This is a genomic window from Pantoea sp. CTOTU49201, from assembly GCF_032054795.1.
Classification (GTDB): Bacteria; Pseudomonadota; Gammaproteobacteria; order Enterobacterales; family Enterobacteriaceae; genus Pantoea; species Pantoea symbiotica.
In genome coordinates, this window is the sequence record NZ_DAMBSA010000035.1 from 4,307 (window position 1) to 19,052 (window position 14,746).

Genomic DNA, 14,746 nt, shown 5'->3' on the forward strand with positions numbered 1-14,746 from the left:
AGATTTGTCCTTGCTGCAGCTGGCCCAGCAGGAAACCGGCGCTGGCTTCATCGGCAACCAGGTAATCGCTCTGCTGATTGAGCAGGGCATACAGCGCCTGCAGATCGCCCGGCAAGGTGTGCCAGCGATGCTGTTGGACAAATTCGGCGGGCAACTGCGCTAATGTCGCCTCGGCAATGGTGAGCTGCGCGGTGTCGCTATTGAACATCACCGCGCGCTGATTATCCCGGTTACGATAGATACGAATCGGGCTGCTGTACCAGCTGTCGCTGAGCAAAACATCGGACGGCAGCTCGGCGTGTTGATTACTTAACACCAAATCCACCTCGCCGCGCTGCAAGGCAGCCAGTTGCTGCGCGCGATCGGCATAGCTTTGCAGCGTGAAATGGGTGCCGGTTAACTGGCTAAGGGCGCTGAGATAGTCGGCGTCGATACCCCAGATGTGATCGCCAATACGCATCGCCCAAGGGGCGCTGTTTTGTGCCGGTACCGCGACGCGCAAGGTTGCACCCGGCCACGGCTCGGCGTGCGGCGCTGGCATCATCGCGGGTAACATCACGCTGCTGGCGGGTTGCAGATCGGCTTTCGCCAGCACACTCAGCACCAACAGGCTGAGGAGCAGCCATATCCTCACTGCTGCGCTTTCCACAATTCAGCCAGCTCAACCACCGACTGCACACCGGTTTTCTCCAGGATGTTCTTCTTGTGGGTGCTGACGGTTTTATTGCTGATATGCAACTGCTCGCCAATTTGCAGATTCGATAAGCCGCGCACCAGCAGCGCCACAATCTGCTGCTCCTTCTCGGTTAACGGCAGTTCGATACGCTCTGGCAGCGGCGGAAAAGCCTGTTGTCCGCCGAGCACTGCCAGAATCGCACCCAGCAGTTGCGCCATGCTTTGGCTTTTCACCACATAACCGGCGGCGCCCAGCGACACCGCGCTGAGCAATGTGTGGCGGCTCTGCTGCGCGGAATAGATCAACACAGGACAGTGCTGATTGCGCACGCGTAACCGGCGCAGCAGCTCGAGGCCGTCGCAATCGGGTAAGCCAATATCCAGCACAATTAAATCGATGGGATGTTGCAGGAGCAGTTGGCGGGCCTGAGCTTCGTCGCCAGCGGCGTGAATTTTCAGCGTGATGGGAGCGTTAACGCAAGCCGCTTCCAGTGCGACTTCAACTAACGGGTGATCATCAATAAGCAGCAATGAAGCCATGAATCAGTTCCTGTGAATTTCATTGCTTCAGCATAGCGGAAAAGGGCGGGGCGCAAAATAAAAGGGAGAGCCGAAGCTCTCCCGATTGATACCAATGACTTAATTATTGCGTGGTGCCATCGGTCTTATGATGCTTGGTTCCGACTTTTTTATTCATGTCAGGGCATTTGCCCTCTTTACACATTGAATTTTTATGAACCTGTTCCGCAGACATATTGCTGGTGTTGGTGCCGGATGTTGCAGCGCTATTAGTGTTCATGCTGCCGCTGTTGATTTTGCTGTTATCAACTTTGTTCGGTGGGAGATTCTGTTTTGCACCACCCGCTGCTGCGCCTGCTTCTGCTGAAGCGTTAGCCGCGCCATTGTTGTCTGCAGCCATTACAGCACCGCTACCTAAAGTCATCGCTGCCGTCAGAAAGATCATTGCAAACTTATTCATCATTATGCTCCAGTAATTAATGGATAGTTGCCGTCAAACACGCACTGGTGTTGATTGACGAAAATAGCGTGCCGCGATGGAATAAAATTCCACCTTATACGCTTCGCTTAAATAGTAAATTTTGTAAACACCTCATTCCTTAGTGCTTACATTTAAAAAGCTTAGTGCATAGATATATAAATGCAAACTTGAGATATACATTTTAGCCACGGTGCGTAATTTACACCCACCGCGCGAAGGGCTAAAGTGGGCAGGTTGCGCCCGACGGACGTTGGGCCAGAAATTTGAATGGAATTGTGTATGGATTACCAGAACGACGATTTACGCATCAGAGAGATCAAAGAGTTACTTCCTCCTGTTGCCTTGCTTGAAAAATTCCCCGCCACCGATAAAGCTGCCGAAACCGTTGCGCAGTCACGTCAGGCGATTCACCGCATTCTGCATGGCGAAGATGATCGTCTGCTGGTGGTGATCGGTCCGTGCTCGATTCACGATACCCAGGCTGCGCAAGAGTATGCCGCGCGTCTGCTGAAGTTACGTGATGAGTTGAAAGACGATCTCGAAGTGGTGATGCGTGTTTACTTTGAAAAACCGCGTACCACGGTGGGCTGGAAAGGGCTGATCAACGATCCATTTATGGATGGCAGCTTCCAGATCAACGACGGCCTGCGCCTGGCGCGCAAGCTGCTGGTGGATATCAACGACATCGGTTTGCCTGCAGCCGGTGAGTTCCTCGATATGATCACGCCACAATATATGGCCGATCTGATGAGCTGGGGCGCGATTGGCGCACGTACCACTGAATCGCAGGTTCATCGCGAACTCTCTTCCGGTCTCTCTTGCCCGGTTGGCTTCAAAAATGGCACCGACGGCACCATCAAAGTGGCGATTGACGCGATTGGTGCAGCCAGCGCGCCACACTGCTTCTTGTCGGTCACCAAATATGGTCACTCGGCGATTGTCGAAACCAGCGGTAACGAAGATTGCCACATCATTCTGCGCGGCGGCAAAGAGCCGAACTACAGCGCTGAACATGTGGCGGCTGTGAAAACGGGTCTGGAGAAAGCAGGTTTGCGTCCGCAGGTGATGATCGACTTCAGCCATGCCAACAGCAGCAAGCAGTTCCAGCGTCAGATGGTCGTTTCTGATGACGTGGCGCAGCAAATTGCCGGCGGTGAGCAGGCGATTACTGGCGTGATGATCGAGAGTCATCTGGTGGAAGGCAATCAGAGCCTCGAGAGCGGCAAACCGCTGGTATACGGCCAGAGCGTGACCGATGCCTGCATCGGCTGGGAAGACACCGAGAAAGCGTTGCGTCAGCTGGCTCAGGCGGTCAAGCAGCGTCGCGGTTAAGTTTTGCGGCAATAAAAAAGGCCAGACTCGCGTCTGGCCTTTTTGCGTTTCAGCGGTCGCTTACTTCGCTTTACCCTGGTTTGCTACGGCTGCGGCTTTCGCAGCGATTTCGTCAGCATCACCCAGATAGTAACGTTTGAGCGGCTTGAAGTTCTCGTCGAACTCATACACCAATGGCACGCCAGTTGGGATGTTCAGTTCGAGGATCTCGTCTTCGCTCAGGTTGTCGAGGTATTTAACCAGCGCACGCAGTGAGTTGCCGTGTGCAGCAACAATCACTTTCTCACCGCTCTTAATGCGCGGCAGAATGCTTTCGTTCCAGTAAGGAATCACGCGTTCGATGGTCAGCGCCAGGCTTTCGGTGGTTGGCAGCTGCGCGTCAGTCAGTGAAGCGTAACGCGGGTCGTGGCCAGGGAAACGCTCATCAGCGCGATCCAGCTCTGGTGGGGTGATGGCAAAGCCACGACGCCACTGTTTCACTTGCTCGTCACCGTATTTAGCGGCGGTTTCTGCTTTATCCAGGCCTTGCAGCGCACCGTAGTGACGCTCGTTCAGACGCCAGGTTTTCTCAACCGGCAGCCAAGCCTGATCCAGCTCATCCAGCACGTTCCACAGCGTGTGGATAGCGCGCTTCAGCACTGAGGTGTAAGCGAAATCAAACACGAAACCTTCTTTCTTCAGCAGCTGACCGGCTGCTTTGGCTTCAGTGCGACCTTTGTCAGACAGGTCAACATCGTACCATCCGGTGAAGCGGTTTTCCTGGTTCCACTGGCTTTCGCCGTGTCGCACCAGTACCAGCTTAGTTACGGCCATAGCTTTACTCCTTAATGCTCGATTTACGATTAGTATTGAAACCGGCTGCGGCCGCTGAGAAGCGGCTCACTAATAGCGCCATACCATAGCGGAAAACAACGCACGGCGTAAGCCTGTCGGCAGCGCAGTGCGCGTTTTTCATCCGGTGGCTCAGTGCGGCGTGAAGCGATAACGCGTCACGGACTGCCAGCTGTCGCCGGGTTGCAGCCAGCAATCGGGCTGCGGCCACTCTGCATGGTTGGGCGAATCCGGTAAAAATTCGCTCTCCAGAGCGATGCCCTGGAAAGCAGTATAGCTGTCCTGCTCACGGGCGCGTGTTCCCGCCAGATAGTTGCCGCTGTAGAATTGCAGCGCCGGGGCGGCAGTAAACACGCTCAGCTCCAGCTTGCCATCCGCAGACCACAAATGGGCGGCGGGCTGGCTGCTGTCGCCAGCGGTGTTGAGTAAAAAGGCGTGGTCATAGCCTTTCACTGCTTTTTGATCGTCATCGGCGAGGAACTCATCAGCGACGCGCTTCGGCTGGCGGAAATCAAAACTGTTTCCCGCTACCTCTTTCAGCGGTGCGTTAGGAATGCCCTCGCTATCCACCGGCAAGTAACGATCGGCGTGCAGTTGTAAGCGATGCTGGCGCGCATCACCATGATGCGCATCAAGATTAAAGTAAGCATGGTTGGTCAGGTTTACCGGGCAGGGCTTGTCGGTTTGCGCTTCGTAGCGAATCGACAGGCAATTATCGTCATCAAGTTGATAGATGACATCGGCGATCAAATTGCCGGGATAACCCTGATCGCCATCCGGCGAATCGAGGCGATAGTGCACCTCGCTTTCGCTCTGGCTGATGATCTGCCAGCGACGTTTATCGAAACCTTCCGGCCCGCCGTGCAGCTGATGTGCGCCCTGATTCGCCGCCAGCAACAGATTAAGCGGCTTCAGTTCGGCCGAGGCGATGCGGTTTGCATAGCGGCCAATCGTCGCGCCAAGATAGGCATCCTGATGCAGATAATCGGACGGCGTGGCGCAGCCGAGCAGCGCTTCACGCACGCTGTGATCCAACATTGGCACGCGCGCTGACAGCCAGGTCGCGCCCCAATCCATAAAAGTGGCGACCATGCCGTTGCGATTGCGCAGCACGGTGATGCGCCACGGTTGCCCGTCTGGCGCGTGTGAATTCACATCACTTACCATTGGCCTGCTCCTGCGGACGCTTTGCACACGTAGAAGGTCTCTTTGATGCCGGTTTGCGCTTCATACTTCTCGGCCACCACCGCTTTCACCGCATCGACCAGATCGGTCGGCATCAGCGCCACGATGCAGCCACCAAAGCCGCCGCCGGTCATACGCACGCCGCCGCGCGGGCCGATTTCTGCTTTCACAATCTCAACCAGCTGGTCGATTTGCGGCACGGTGATTTCAAAATCATCACGCATCGAGGCGTGCGATTCGGCCATCAGTTCGCCCATACGTTTCAGATCGCCAGCACTTAGCGCATCGGCTGCTTCCAGCGTGCGCGCATTTTCGGTAATGACGTGACGCACGCGTTTGGCAACCAACGCATCCAGTTCACCTGCTGAGGCTTCGAACTCTTCCAGCGTCACATCGCGCAGCGCCGGCTTATTGAAGAAGCGCGCGCCGGTTTCGCACTGCTCACGACGCGTGTTGTATTCGCTGCCGACCAGGCTGCGACGGAAGTTGGAGTTGATGATCACCACCGCGACATCTTCCGGCATCGATACCGCGCGCGTGCCGAGCGTGCGGCAATCCAGCAGCATGGCGTGATCCGGCTGACCGAGCGCAGAGATCAGCTGATCCATGATGCCGCAGTTGCAGCCGACAAACTGGTTTTCCGCTTCCTGACCGTTCACCGCAATCGCTGCGCCGTCGAGGTTCAATGCATACAGCTGCTGGAATACGGTACCAACCGCCACTTCCAGCGACGCCGAAGAGCTCAGGCCTGCGCCTTGTGGCACGTTGCCGCTGATCACCATATCGACGCCACCAAAGCTGGCATCGCGTTTCTGCAGATGTTTCACCACGCCGCGCACGTAGTTGGCCCACATTGGCTCTTTCAGCGGCTCGATCGGCGCATCCAGCGAGAAGCTATCCTGCTGATTGTCGTAATCGACGGCAATCACGCGCACCTGACGATCGTCGCGTTTGGCGCAGGCGATCACGGTTTGATAATCGATGGCGCACGGCAGCACGAAGCCATCGTTGTAATCGGTGTGTTCGCCGATCAGATTGACGCGGCCCGGTGCCTGAATGCTGTGCGTGGCTGGATAGCCGAAGGTGTCAGCGAATACCTGTTGAGTAATGGATTTTAATGACATTTATTGCGCCTCGCGGAAATGGACATCGCTGACAGAACGCAGACGTTCAGCTGCCTGTTCCGCCGTTAAATCACGTTGGGTTTCGGCCAGCATTTCATAGCCAACCATAAATTTGCGTACCGTGGCTGAACGCAGCAGCGGCGGATAGAAGTGCGCATGCAGCTGCCAATGATCGTTACTTTCGCCGTTGAACGGCGCGCCGTGCCAGCCCATTGAATAGGGGAATGAGCACTGGAACAGGTTGTCGTAGCGGCTGGTGAGCTGCTTAAGCGCCAGCGCCAGATCGGTGCGCTGCGGCTCGGTGAGATCGGTGATGCGTTTCACATGGGCTTTCGGCAGCAGCAAGGTTTCAAACGGCCACGCCGCCCACCACGGCACCACCGCCAGCCAGTGTTCGGTTTCCACCACCGTGCGGCTGCCATCGCTCATCTCACGCGCCGCGTAATCGACCAGCATCGGCGTGCCTTTCTCGGCAAAATAGTGACGCTGATGGTCATCTTCTTTTTGCGCTTCGTTCGGCAGGAAGCTGTTGGCCCAAATCTGACCGTGCGGATGCGGATTGGAGCAGCCCATCGCCGCACCTTTGTTTTCAAACACCTGCACCCACGGATAGTGCTGGCCGAGATCGGCGGTCTGTTCCTGCCAGGTACGCACGATATCTTCCAGTCCGCTCAGAGGCAGCTCAGGCAGCGTTTTGCTGTGATCTGGCGAGAAACAGATCACCCGGCTGGTGCCACGCGCACTTTCGCAGCGCATCAAAAGATCGTCGCTCTGCGGTGCGTCTGGCGTGTTGGTCATCAGCGCGGCAAAGTCATTGGTGAACACGTAAGTGCTTTTATAGTTGGGGTTTTTGTCACCGGTAATGCGAGTGTTTCCCGCACAGAGGAAGCAGTCAGGATCGTGCGCCGGCAGCTGCTCCAGCGCCGGGGTTTCCTGCGCACCTTGCCACGGACGCTTAGCGCGATGGGGTGAGACCAGCACCCATTGATCGATCAATGGGTTATAACGGCGATGCGGATGATCGACCGGGTTAAATTTTTCCATGATGAGTCCTGGTAAACGGCAAACAGATAAAAATGATTTTGATCAAAGTAGCACAAAGACCAGCGTGAAAGCGTGATCCAGTCTGGATAAATGGTATCGTTTACACAAGGTGACGATTCTCATTTTGTGGGGTTGCTGCGTGTGTTTGTTGAATTACCAGGCGATGAAATGGTAACGCTTACATTGTAGGGTCGCCATTCATGGCGACCGCTAATTAACGCAGCGACTCTTGCAGAAAACCGTAACCCTGTTCCTGCGCGACAAAACTCAGGCGGTGGGTGATGCACTGCGGCGCATCTTCGGCGTGGTGGGAAACAAACAGCAGTTGCGTGCGGCCTTCGCCAATCAGCACATCGACAAAGCGTCGCACCAGCTGGCGGTTAATCGGATCCAGTCCTTGCAGCGGTTCATCAAGGATCAATAACGTAGGATGCTTCACCAGTGCGCGCGCAATCAGCACCAGCCGCTGCTGTCCCCACGACAAACTGTGGAACGGCGCATCGGCCAGCTGATTATCCATACCGAGCAACGCCAGCCACTGACGCGCCAGCGCTTTTTGCCGATCGGACACCGCCTGATACAAACCAATCGAGTCAAAGAAGCCGGAGAGCACCACGGTGCGCACATTGCAGCTGACGCGATAATCGAGGTGCAGGCTGCTGCTGACGTAGCCGATATGCTGCTTGATATCCCAGATGGTTTCACCGCTGCCGCGTCGGATGCCGAACAGCGTTAAATCGTTGCTGTAACCCTGCGGATGATCGCCGGTCACTAAACTGAGTAGGGTAGATTTACCCGCACCGTTCGGCCCCACGATTTGCCAGTGTTCGCCGGGATTAACCTGCCAGTTCAGGCCATCAATCACCGCTTTATCGTTGTACGACACCACGCCGTTGCGCAGAACCACGCGCGGCGCATCTTCGGCCAGCTGCGGCAGCTGATCGGGCTGATCCGCTTCCGGCAGCGCCATGCCCTCGAGTTTCTCACTGTGCGCCAGCTGCGCCACCAGCGCTTCAGCCAAAATCGCGCGGCGCTCGCCCACGTGGGTTAACGTGCATTCGGCTAATACGCCGACCTTCTCGACAAAGTCAGGAATATCATCAAAACGATTGAGTACCAACACCACGCTATAACCGCTTTGATGCAAATCGTTGAGGGTTTGCGCCAGGCTGGCACGCGACGCCACATCCAGCCCATCGAAAGGTTCATCGAGGATCAGCAGATCCGGCTGCGCCATCAGCGCCTGGCACAGCAGCGTTTTGCGCGTCTCGCCGGTGGAGAGGTATTTGAAGCGACGATCGAGCAGATAAGTAATGCCAAACTGCTGCGCCAGCGCCTGGCAGCGCGCCTCATCTTTCACTTCGTCCTGAATGATTTGCGCGGCGGTGCGGCCGGTATCGTCTTCGCCTTCACTTAGCAGATCGGTGTTATTGCGTTCCCACTCATCGCTGACCAGTTTTTGCAGCTGCTCTAACGAAAGACGCGTGCGGCGCTGAAAATTCTGCTGCACGCTGCCTTTGCCGGGCAGCAACTCGCCGGAAAGGGCGCGCGCCAGCGATGACTTGCCGCTGCCGTTGGCGCCGACGAACGCCCAGCTTTCGCCGCTGTTGAGAGTTAAATCGTTGAGGGACAGTGCTCGGGTGTCGCTAAGGTGAAACGTGCCTTGCGAAATTTGCAATGAAGCCATGATCTATTCCGTTTTATGCATCGTGTTGCTCAGTTTTAGCCAGCGATGCAGGCGAAGTCAAATCATGGCGTGGATTTCAGAGCAGTGTGGCGATGATGGCGTGTTCGGCATTAAAACTGGCGGTGACGCTGGCGCCAACCTGCAGATTCTGCTGTTTCACCGCGTCATTGCTGACGGTCGCGCACAGCGTTTCGCCGCTCGGCAACGCCATCAATACTTCGCTAACCTGATCGCCGGGCTCAATCGCGCTGATCTGCGCAGCCAGCTGATTATCGCTGCTGTCGGCGGCGTGACTGACGTGAATCCACGGCGCTTTAATCAGCACCAGCACCTCTTTACCGCTGTCGAGCTGCAGTCGTTCGGCGCTGCGGGCGGTGATCGCCACCTGCAGGCGCGTCACGCCATCGGCGAGCAGCACCTCAATATGCTGCTGCACCTGCTGATGATCGCTGGTAAGCACCGTACCAAACAGCTGATTGCGCGCGCTGGTTTGCAGCGAGAAGCGCGCAATTGCTGCCAGCAAACTGTCGAGCGGCAAGCTGTCGTTTTGCAGCACATCGAAGGCTTTCTGCTGAATCTGCTCCATCAACTGAAACAGCTGAATCAAGCGTTCGCCATAACGTGTCAGCTGTGCGCCGCCGCCGCCTTTGCCGCCGGTCGCGCGATCGACCAGCGTTTGATCGGCCAGCTGATTCATCTCATTGATCGCATCCCAGGCACTTTTGTAGCTGATGCCCGCCAGTTTCGCACCCTGGCTGATGGAGCCGGTTTGCTGCACGCGTTTCAGTAATTCGATGCGGCGCGGATCGGCAAACAGCTTTTGCTGAAGACGAATATGGAGAGAAAGTTCTGCCTGCATGTCAGCTCCTTAGGTTTATGAACCTAGTGTAAGGCCTAAAGTAAAAGCACGAAAAGGGCAGTGCGTTTTTTTCGCTAACCGTTACAATCACTTTTTTATTTTCTGCGTGAGGTTTCCATGCTGGAACTGTTAAAAAGCCTGGCTGTGGCTATCATCATGGTGCCGATTGTGATGGCTATAATGCTCGGTCTGATTTACGGCCTGGGTGAAGTTTTCAACGTCATCTCAAAATTTGGCCGCCGCGACGATCGTCCTGCCAACAGCTCACAACACTAATTTCTCAACGCCCGCTTCCTGCGGGCGTTTTGTTTCTGAACTTTTGTAAAATCCTGCCGATAAATATCCTATCGTCCTGGTCACCATAAATGGCGACCCTACGTCACCAAATAGCGGCTGACATGCTTTGTGCTCACGTTGTATTATCAAATATATAACGTAACAAGGAGCAACAAATGCAAACAATCAATTACCGCTGGGCTGCTGCAACCGTTTTAAGCGTTTCGTTGGCCGGTCACGCCGTGGCCGCAGAGAAAATTACCGTGTTCGCGGCGGCATCGCTGACCAATGCGCTGCAGGAAATTGCGACGCAGTATCAGAAGAAAAGTGGCGTAGAAGTGGTCTCTTCTTTTGCCTCTTCTTCGGTGCTGGCGCGCCAGATTGATCAGGGCGCACCTGCCGATCTGTTCATCTCTGCCGATCAGCAGTGGATGGACGATGTAGTGGCGAAAAATAGCGTGGTAACCAGCACGCGCTTAACGCTGCTCGGCAATGATCTGGTGCTGATTGCGCCGAAAAGCGATGCGGCTAAAGCGGTCACCATTGACAGCAAAACCGACTGGAAAAGCTTGCTGAAAGGCGAGCGGCTGGCGGTGGGTGATCCAGATCACGTGCCCGCTGGCATTTATACCAAAGAAGCATTACAAAAACTCGGCGCGTGGGACGCTTTATCCCCGCAGCTAGCGCCGGCTAACAATGTGCGTGCCGCGCTAGCCCTGGTTGAGCGTAATGAAACGCCGTACGGCATCGTGTATGGTTCGGACGCGGTAGCCAGCCAAAAAGTGCAGGTCGTGGGACGATTCCCGGAAGATAGCCACAAGCCAGTGGAATATCCGATGGCGATTGTCAAAGAACATCAGAACGCAACGGTAGAAGCCTTCTACAACTATTTGCAGGGGCCAGATGCCGCTGCCGTGTTTAAACAGTATGGATTCACGCCGAAGAAATGATATTGAGCGATCCCGAATGGCAGGCCGTTTTTCTCAGCCTGAAAGTTTCTTGTGTAGCTGTGATCTGCAGCTTGCCGTTTGGCATCATGATGGCCTGGATACTGGCGCGCTGCCGCTTTCCGGGCAAAACCCTGTTGGATAGCATCGTCCATTTGCCGCTGGTGCTGCCGCCGGTGGTGGTGGGTTATCTGCTGCTGATCGCTTTAGGCCGTCGCGGTTTTATCGGAGAATGGCTGTATGACTGGTTTGGCTTCACCTTTGCCTTTAGCTGGCGCGGCGCAGTGATCGCTTCGGCGGTGATGGCGTTTCCGCTAATGGTGCGCGCGATTCGTCTTGCGCTGGAAGCGGTGGATACCAAACTGGAGCTGGCCGCCCGCACGCTGGGTGCCGGGCGCTGGCGCGTGTTTTTCACCATCACACTTCCGCTCACCTTGCCAGGCATTATTGTTGGCACGGTGCTGGCCTTCGCCCGCTCGCTGGGCGAATTTGGCGCCACCATCACTTTTGTCTCCAACATTCCCGGCGAGACGCGCACCATTCCGTCGGCGATGTTCACCCTGATTGAAACACCGGGTGCGGAAGGCACCGCAGCGCGACTTTGTGCGGTGGCGATAGCGTTAGCGCTGATTTCGCTGGTGGCGTCTGAGCTGCTGGCGCGCTGGGGCCGTAAACGGCTGGGAGCGGCATAATGCTAAATCTGCATCTTTCTCAGCAGTTGGGCGATCACCTGCTCGACGTCAACGTCAACATTCCCGCCAGCGGCATCACCGCCATTTTCGGCGTGTCGGGTGCGGGAAAAACCTCGTTAATCAATGCGATTGGCGGATTAACCCAGCCGCAAAGCGGTCGCATCGAGTTAAACGATCGTCTGCTGTTCGATTCGACAACGCGCGTCAATCTGCCGCCAGAGAAGCGCCGCATCGGCTATGTGTTTCAGGATGCGCGGCTGTTCCCGCACTATCGCGTGCGCGGCAATCTGCAATACGGCATGGCGCCTTCAATGAAGCTGCAGTTCAACGCGCTGGTGTCGCTGCTCGGTTTAGAGTCGCTGCTGACGCGTTATCCCGCGTCGCTTTCAGGCGGTGAAAAACAGCGCGTGGCGATTGGCCGCGCTTTGCTGACCGCGCCCGATATTCTGCTTATGGATGAACCGCTGGCATCGCTCGATCTGCCGCGCAAACGCGAGTTAATGCCTTATCTGCAAAAGCTGGCAAAGCAGGTCGATATTCCGATTCTTTATGTGTCGCACAGCCTCGATGAAATCCTGCAGCTGGCGGATAACGTGCTGGTGCTGGATGCCGGCCAGGTGAAAGCATTTGGCCCGCTGGAGAAAGTGTGGAGCAGTTCGGCGATGCGTCCGTGGCTGCCGCTCGCCGAGCGCACCAGCGTGCTGCGCGTGCAGGTGCTGGAGCAGCATCCCGATTATCCGATGACCGCGCTTTCGCTGGGCGATCAGCATATTTGGGTGAGCAGGGTGAATCAGCCGCTGAAAACGCCGCTGCGTATTCGTATCGCCTCGGCCGATGTGTCGCTGGCCTTGCAGCCGCCGCACAATACCTCGATCCGCAATATTTTACCGGCGCAGGTGGTTGAGCTGCTGGAGATTGACGATCAGGTGGAAGTGAAGCTGCGCATTGGCATCAGCGAGTTGTGGGCGCGTATTTCACCGTGGGCGCGTGATGAGTTGGGGATTCGGCCCGATCAGTGGCTGTATGCGCAGATTAAGAGCGTGTCGATAGCGGCATAACAAAAGGTCACCATAAATGGCGACCCTACAAAACCGCACCAAACATCTGTAGGGTCGCCATTTATGGTGACCGAAAAGCGTTGATGCGGAGGGTTAACTAGAGAACTTCCTGATAAATCACTTCGGCGATACCCGGCTCCAGATTGGTGCCAATCACCTTTTTGGCGCGCGCTTTGATGGCGTCATCGGCATTGCCCATCGCTACGCCTAATCCCACCTGTTCCAGCATGCTGAGATCGTTGTAGTTATCGCCAAACGCCAGCACGTCTTGCATGCTGAAGCCCTGACTTTCAACCCACTGCGCCAGACGCTTGCCTTTGCTGTTGCCGCCTTTGGCGATATCCACCTGATCGTGCCACGACCATTCACACGCCAAACCGAGTTCGGCTTCGGTGCGTTCAGCAAACTGCTGCAGCGCGCGCGTGTCGGGATGCGACAGCGCGAATTTCCAGATCGAATCAGCCTCAATCGCCGCCTGCGCCAGGCTTGGCACCTGCAGGAACAGCGGACGCTGCGCTTCCGGCAATGATTGCGCCCAATTAAGCGTCCGCGTCACATGGCCGGTTGGCGTCTGGTAGAGCATCGCATCATCGACATACAGCAGACCGTGGATGTTCTCCTCATCCAACATCTCAATCACACGCGCGGCTTTGCTTTTATCCAGCGGATCGGCGGCCAGCACCTGTTTCGCCGGATAATCATACAAATAGGTGCCATTACAGCAGATTGCGGGTGTATCCAGCTTAAGTGCCTGATAAAAAGGGTGGATAGCGCAGTGGTGGCGACCGGTGACGATCAACACTTTCACGCCCGCCTGTTGCGCGCGGGCCAGCGCTTCGATGGATTCAGGCAGAATGGTTTTGTTCGGGGTCAGCAGGGTGCCGTCGAGGTCAAGGGCGATTACGCGGTAGCTCATTACACTTTCCGTCCGGGAGTTGGCAAAGCATTGAGTCTACACCCGGCAGCGGCCCTGAGACAAAAAACAGGGCACAAATGAATCCAGCGCGACAAAATGAAACGCGCTACAGTTATCCCTTTCATCAGGCAGCGAATAAGGAAAACGCATGAAACAAGTCGTGTATACCGCCAGTCCCGAGAGCCAGCAGATCCATGCCTGGCAGTTGCAGGAAGATGGCGCACTGACGTTATTGCAGGTAACGGATGTTGCCGGCCAGGTGCAGCCGATGGTGGTGAGCCCGAAGAAAGATTTCCTCTATGTAGGTGTTCGTCCGAATTTTCGCGTGCTGGCGTTCCGCATTGCGGCCGACGGTTCGCTGAGCCTGGCGGGTGAAGCGCCGCTGCCGGGCAGCCCAACCCACATCTCCACCGATCGTCACGGCAATTATCTGTTCTGCGGCTCGTACAACGATGCCTGCGTCAGCATCAGCCCGATTGGCAGCGATGGTTTGCCGCAAGCGCCGAGTCAGGTGATCAGCGGCTTGGACGGTTGCCACTCCGCCAATATCGACCTGAATAACCAAACGCTGTTTGTTCCGGCACTGAAGCAGGATCGCATCTGCCTGTATCAACTGAACGCAGACGGCACGCTGTCCCCGCGTGAACAAGCGCAGGTCACCACCGTTGAAGGTGCGGGTCCGCGTCACATGGCTTTCCACCCGAACGGCGCGTATGGCTACGTGGTGAACGAGCTGGATAGCAGCGTCGATGTCTGGGCGCTGAACAATGTGCACGGCCAGGTTGAGCGCGTGCAGAGCCTCGACATGATGCCGAAAGATTTCAGCGACACGCGCTGGGCGGCGGACATCCACATCACGCCGGATGGCCGTTTCCTCTATGCCTGCGACCGCACCAGCAGCACCATTACGGTGTTCAGCATCAGTGAAGATGGTTCGGTATTGGCGATTGAAGGTTACCAGCCGACTGAAACCCAGCCGCGCGGCTTCAATATTGATCACAGCGGTCAATATCTGGTAGCGGCGGGACAGAAATCGCACCACATCGAAGTGTATAAGATTCAGGAACGCGGCCTGCTTAATCCGCTGGCGCGTTACGCGGTAGGACAAGGCCCAATGTGG

At 56.2% G+C, this 14,746-nt stretch carries 15 protein-coding genes and 1 pseudogene; 6 read left to right on the forward strand and 10 right to left on the reverse strand.

Annotated features, from left to right (window positions below):
- The 3 genes and pseudogenes from RTY00_RS04400 to RTY00_RS04410 all read right to left on the reverse strand — a co-directional run.
- A pseudogene (locus RTY00_RS04400) lies at positions 1–634 on the reverse strand (transporter substrate-binding domain-containing protein); the annotation flags it as partial.
- Positions 631–1,215 (reverse strand): response regulator transcription factor, encoded by a 585-nt coding sequence (locus RTY00_RS04405; RefSeq protein WP_312663542.1) that lies wholly within the window; start codon positions 1,213–1,215, stop codon positions 631–633. The pseudogene RTY00_RS04400 and the gene RTY00_RS04405, both read right to left, overlap by 4 nt.
- A 103-nt stretch (positions 1,216–1,318) precedes the next feature.
- Entirely contained in the window at positions 1,319–1,654 is a 336-nt protein-coding gene (locus RTY00_RS04410) for a YbgS-like family protein (RefSeq protein ID WP_154192254.1), read from the reverse strand.
- Positions 1,655–1,954: 300 nt separating this feature from the next.
- Here RTY00_RS04410 and aroG point away from each other — a divergent pair, with 300 nt between their 5' ends.
- On the forward strand, positions 1,955–3,007 hold the full coding sequence (aroG, locus tag RTY00_RS04415; RefSeq protein WP_008109046.1) for a 3-deoxy-7-phosphoheptulonate synthase AroG: 1,053 nt from the start codon (positions 1,955–1,957) through the stop codon (positions 3,005–3,007).
- A 60-nt stretch (positions 3,008–3,067) separates the two neighbouring features.
- On the opposite strand, the gene gpmA is transcribed toward aroG, so the two are convergent.
- From gpmA to modE, 6 genes are all read right to left on the reverse strand, one after another.
- On the reverse strand, positions 3,068–3,820 hold the full coding sequence (gene gpmA, locus RTY00_RS04420; protein ID WP_008109047.1) for a 2,3-diphosphoglycerate-dependent phosphoglycerate mutase: 753 nt from the start codon (positions 3,818–3,820) through the stop codon (positions 3,068–3,070).
- A 150-nt stretch (positions 3,821–3,970) separates the two neighbouring features.
- Positions 3,971–5,005 carry a galactose-1-epimerase gene (galM, locus tag RTY00_RS04425; protein WP_312663543.1) on the reverse strand — a complete coding sequence of 345 codons (1,035 nt, stop codon included), beginning with the start codon at positions 5,003–5,005 and terminating at the stop codon, positions 3,971–3,973.
- A complete protein-coding gene (galK, locus tag RTY00_RS04430) occupies positions 4,999–6,147 on the reverse strand; it encodes a galactokinase (RefSeq protein ID WP_154153312.1) in 1,149 nt (382 codons plus the stop codon). Before galK ends, galM begins: the two co-directional genes overlap by 7 nt.
- Complete coding sequence (gene galT, locus RTY00_RS04435) at positions 6,148–7,191, reverse strand: galactose-1-phosphate uridylyltransferase (protein WP_256695953.1); 1,044 nt, start codon at positions 7,189–7,191, stop codon at positions 6,148–6,150. It lies immediately after the preceding gene.
- 214 nt (positions 7,192–7,405) lie between these two features.
- On the reverse strand, positions 7,406–8,878 hold the full coding sequence (gene modF, locus RTY00_RS04440) for a molybdate ABC transporter ATP-binding protein ModF (protein ID WP_312663545.1): 1,473 nt from the start codon (positions 8,876–8,878) through the stop codon (positions 7,406–7,408).
- 76 nt (positions 8,879–8,954) lie between these two features.
- A complete protein-coding gene (gene modE, locus RTY00_RS04445) occupies positions 8,955–9,737 on the reverse strand; it encodes a molybdenum-dependent transcriptional regulator (RefSeq protein ID WP_312663546.1) in 783 nt (260 codons plus the stop codon).
- Between the two features lie 117 nt (positions 9,738–9,854).
- On the opposite strand from modE, the gene RTY00_RS04450 reads away from it, so the two are divergent.
- The 4 genes from RTY00_RS04450 (at position 9,855) to modC (ending at position 12,710) form a co-directional block, all read left to right on the forward strand.
- Positions 9,855–10,013: an AcrZ family multidrug efflux pump-associated protein gene (locus RTY00_RS04450; protein WP_007890616.1), complete on the forward strand. Its 159-nt coding sequence runs from the start codon at positions 9,855–9,857 to the stop codon at positions 10,011–10,013.
- A gap of 176 nt (positions 10,014–10,189) precedes the next feature.
- Positions 10,190–10,963: a molybdate ABC transporter substrate-binding protein gene (modA, locus tag RTY00_RS04455; RefSeq protein ID WP_312663547.1), complete on the forward strand. Its 774-nt coding sequence runs from the start codon at positions 10,190–10,192 to the stop codon at positions 10,961–10,963.
- Positions 10,960–11,652 (forward strand): molybdate ABC transporter permease subunit, encoded by a 693-nt coding sequence (modB, locus tag RTY00_RS04460; RefSeq protein WP_312663548.1) that lies wholly within the window; start codon positions 10,960–10,962, stop codon positions 11,650–11,652. The genes modA and modB overlap by 4 nt, the downstream gene beginning before the upstream one ends.
- The gene (gene modC, locus RTY00_RS04465; protein WP_312663549.1) at positions 11,652–12,710 is read left to right on the forward strand and encodes a molybdenum ABC transporter ATP-binding protein ModC; all 1,059 of its coding nucleotides are present in this window, start codon (positions 11,652–11,654) and stop codon (positions 12,708–12,710) included. Before modB ends, modC begins: the two co-directional genes overlap by 1 nt.
- 97 nt (positions 12,711–12,807) lie before the next feature.
- Here the strand turns inward: modC and RTY00_RS04470 are convergent, their stop codons facing one another.
- Entirely contained in the window at positions 12,808–13,626 is an 819-nt protein-coding gene (locus RTY00_RS04470; protein ID WP_176971421.1) for a pyridoxal phosphatase, read from the reverse strand.
- Between the two features lie 148 nt (positions 13,627–13,774).
- On the opposite strand from RTY00_RS04470, the gene pgl reads away from it, so the two are divergent.
- A partial coding sequence (gene pgl / locus RTY00_RS04475) for a 6-phosphogluconolactonase (RefSeq protein ID WP_312663550.1) occupies positions 13,775–14,746 on the forward strand: 972 nt, incomplete at its 3' end.

What these genes read in the sequence shown, in the direction of transcription:
- RTY00_RS04405 (WP_312663542.1), bottom strand. Translation starts at nt 1,215, where the DNA reads ATGGCTTCATTGCTGCTTATTGATGATCACCCGTTAGTTGAAGTCGCA.
- RTY00_RS04410 (WP_154192254.1), bottom strand. Translation starts at nt 1,654, where the DNA reads ATGAATAAGTTTGCAATGATCTTTCTGACGGCAGCGATGACTTTAGGT.
- aroG (WP_008109046.1), top strand. Translation starts at nt 1,955, where the DNA reads ATGGATTACCAGAACGACGATTTACGCATCAGAGAGATCAAAGAGTTA.
- gpmA (WP_008109047.1), bottom strand. Translation starts at nt 3,820, where the DNA reads ATGGCCGTAACTAAGCTGGTACTGGTGCGACACGGCGAAAGCCAGTGG.
- galM (WP_312663543.1), bottom strand. Translation starts at nt 5,005, where the DNA reads ATGGTAAGTGATGTGAATTCACACGCGCCAGACGGGCAACCGTGGCGC.
- galK (WP_154153312.1), bottom strand. Translation starts at nt 6,147, where the DNA reads ATGTCATTAAAATCCATTACTCAACAGGTATTCGCTGACACCTTCGGC.
- galT (WP_256695953.1), bottom strand. Translation starts at nt 7,191, where the DNA reads ATGGAAAAATTTAACCCGGTCGATCATCCGCATCGCCGTTATAACCCA.
- modF (WP_312663545.1), bottom strand. Translation starts at nt 8,878, where the DNA reads ATGGCTTCATTGCAAATTTCGCAAGGCACGTTTCACCTTAGCGACACC.
- modE (WP_312663546.1), bottom strand. Translation starts at nt 9,737, where the DNA reads ATGCAGGCAGAACTTTCTCTCCATATTCGTCTTCAGCAAAAGCTGTTT.
- RTY00_RS04450 (WP_007890616.1), top strand. Translation starts at nt 9,855, where the DNA reads ATGCTGGAACTGTTAAAAAGCCTGGCTGTGGCTATCATCATGGTGCCG.
- modA (WP_312663547.1), top strand. Translation starts at nt 10,190, where the DNA reads ATGCAAACAATCAATTACCGCTGGGCTGCTGCAACCGTTTTAAGCGTT.
- modB (WP_312663548.1), top strand. Translation starts at nt 10,960, where the DNA reads ATGATATTGAGCGATCCCGAATGGCAGGCCGTTTTTCTCAGCCTGAAA.
- modC (WP_312663549.1), top strand. Translation starts at nt 11,652, where the DNA reads ATGCTAAATCTGCATCTTTCTCAGCAGTTGGGCGATCACCTGCTCGAC.
- RTY00_RS04470 (WP_176971421.1), bottom strand. Translation starts at nt 13,626, where the DNA reads ATGAGCTACCGCGTAATCGCCCTTGACCTCGACGGCACCCTGCTGACC.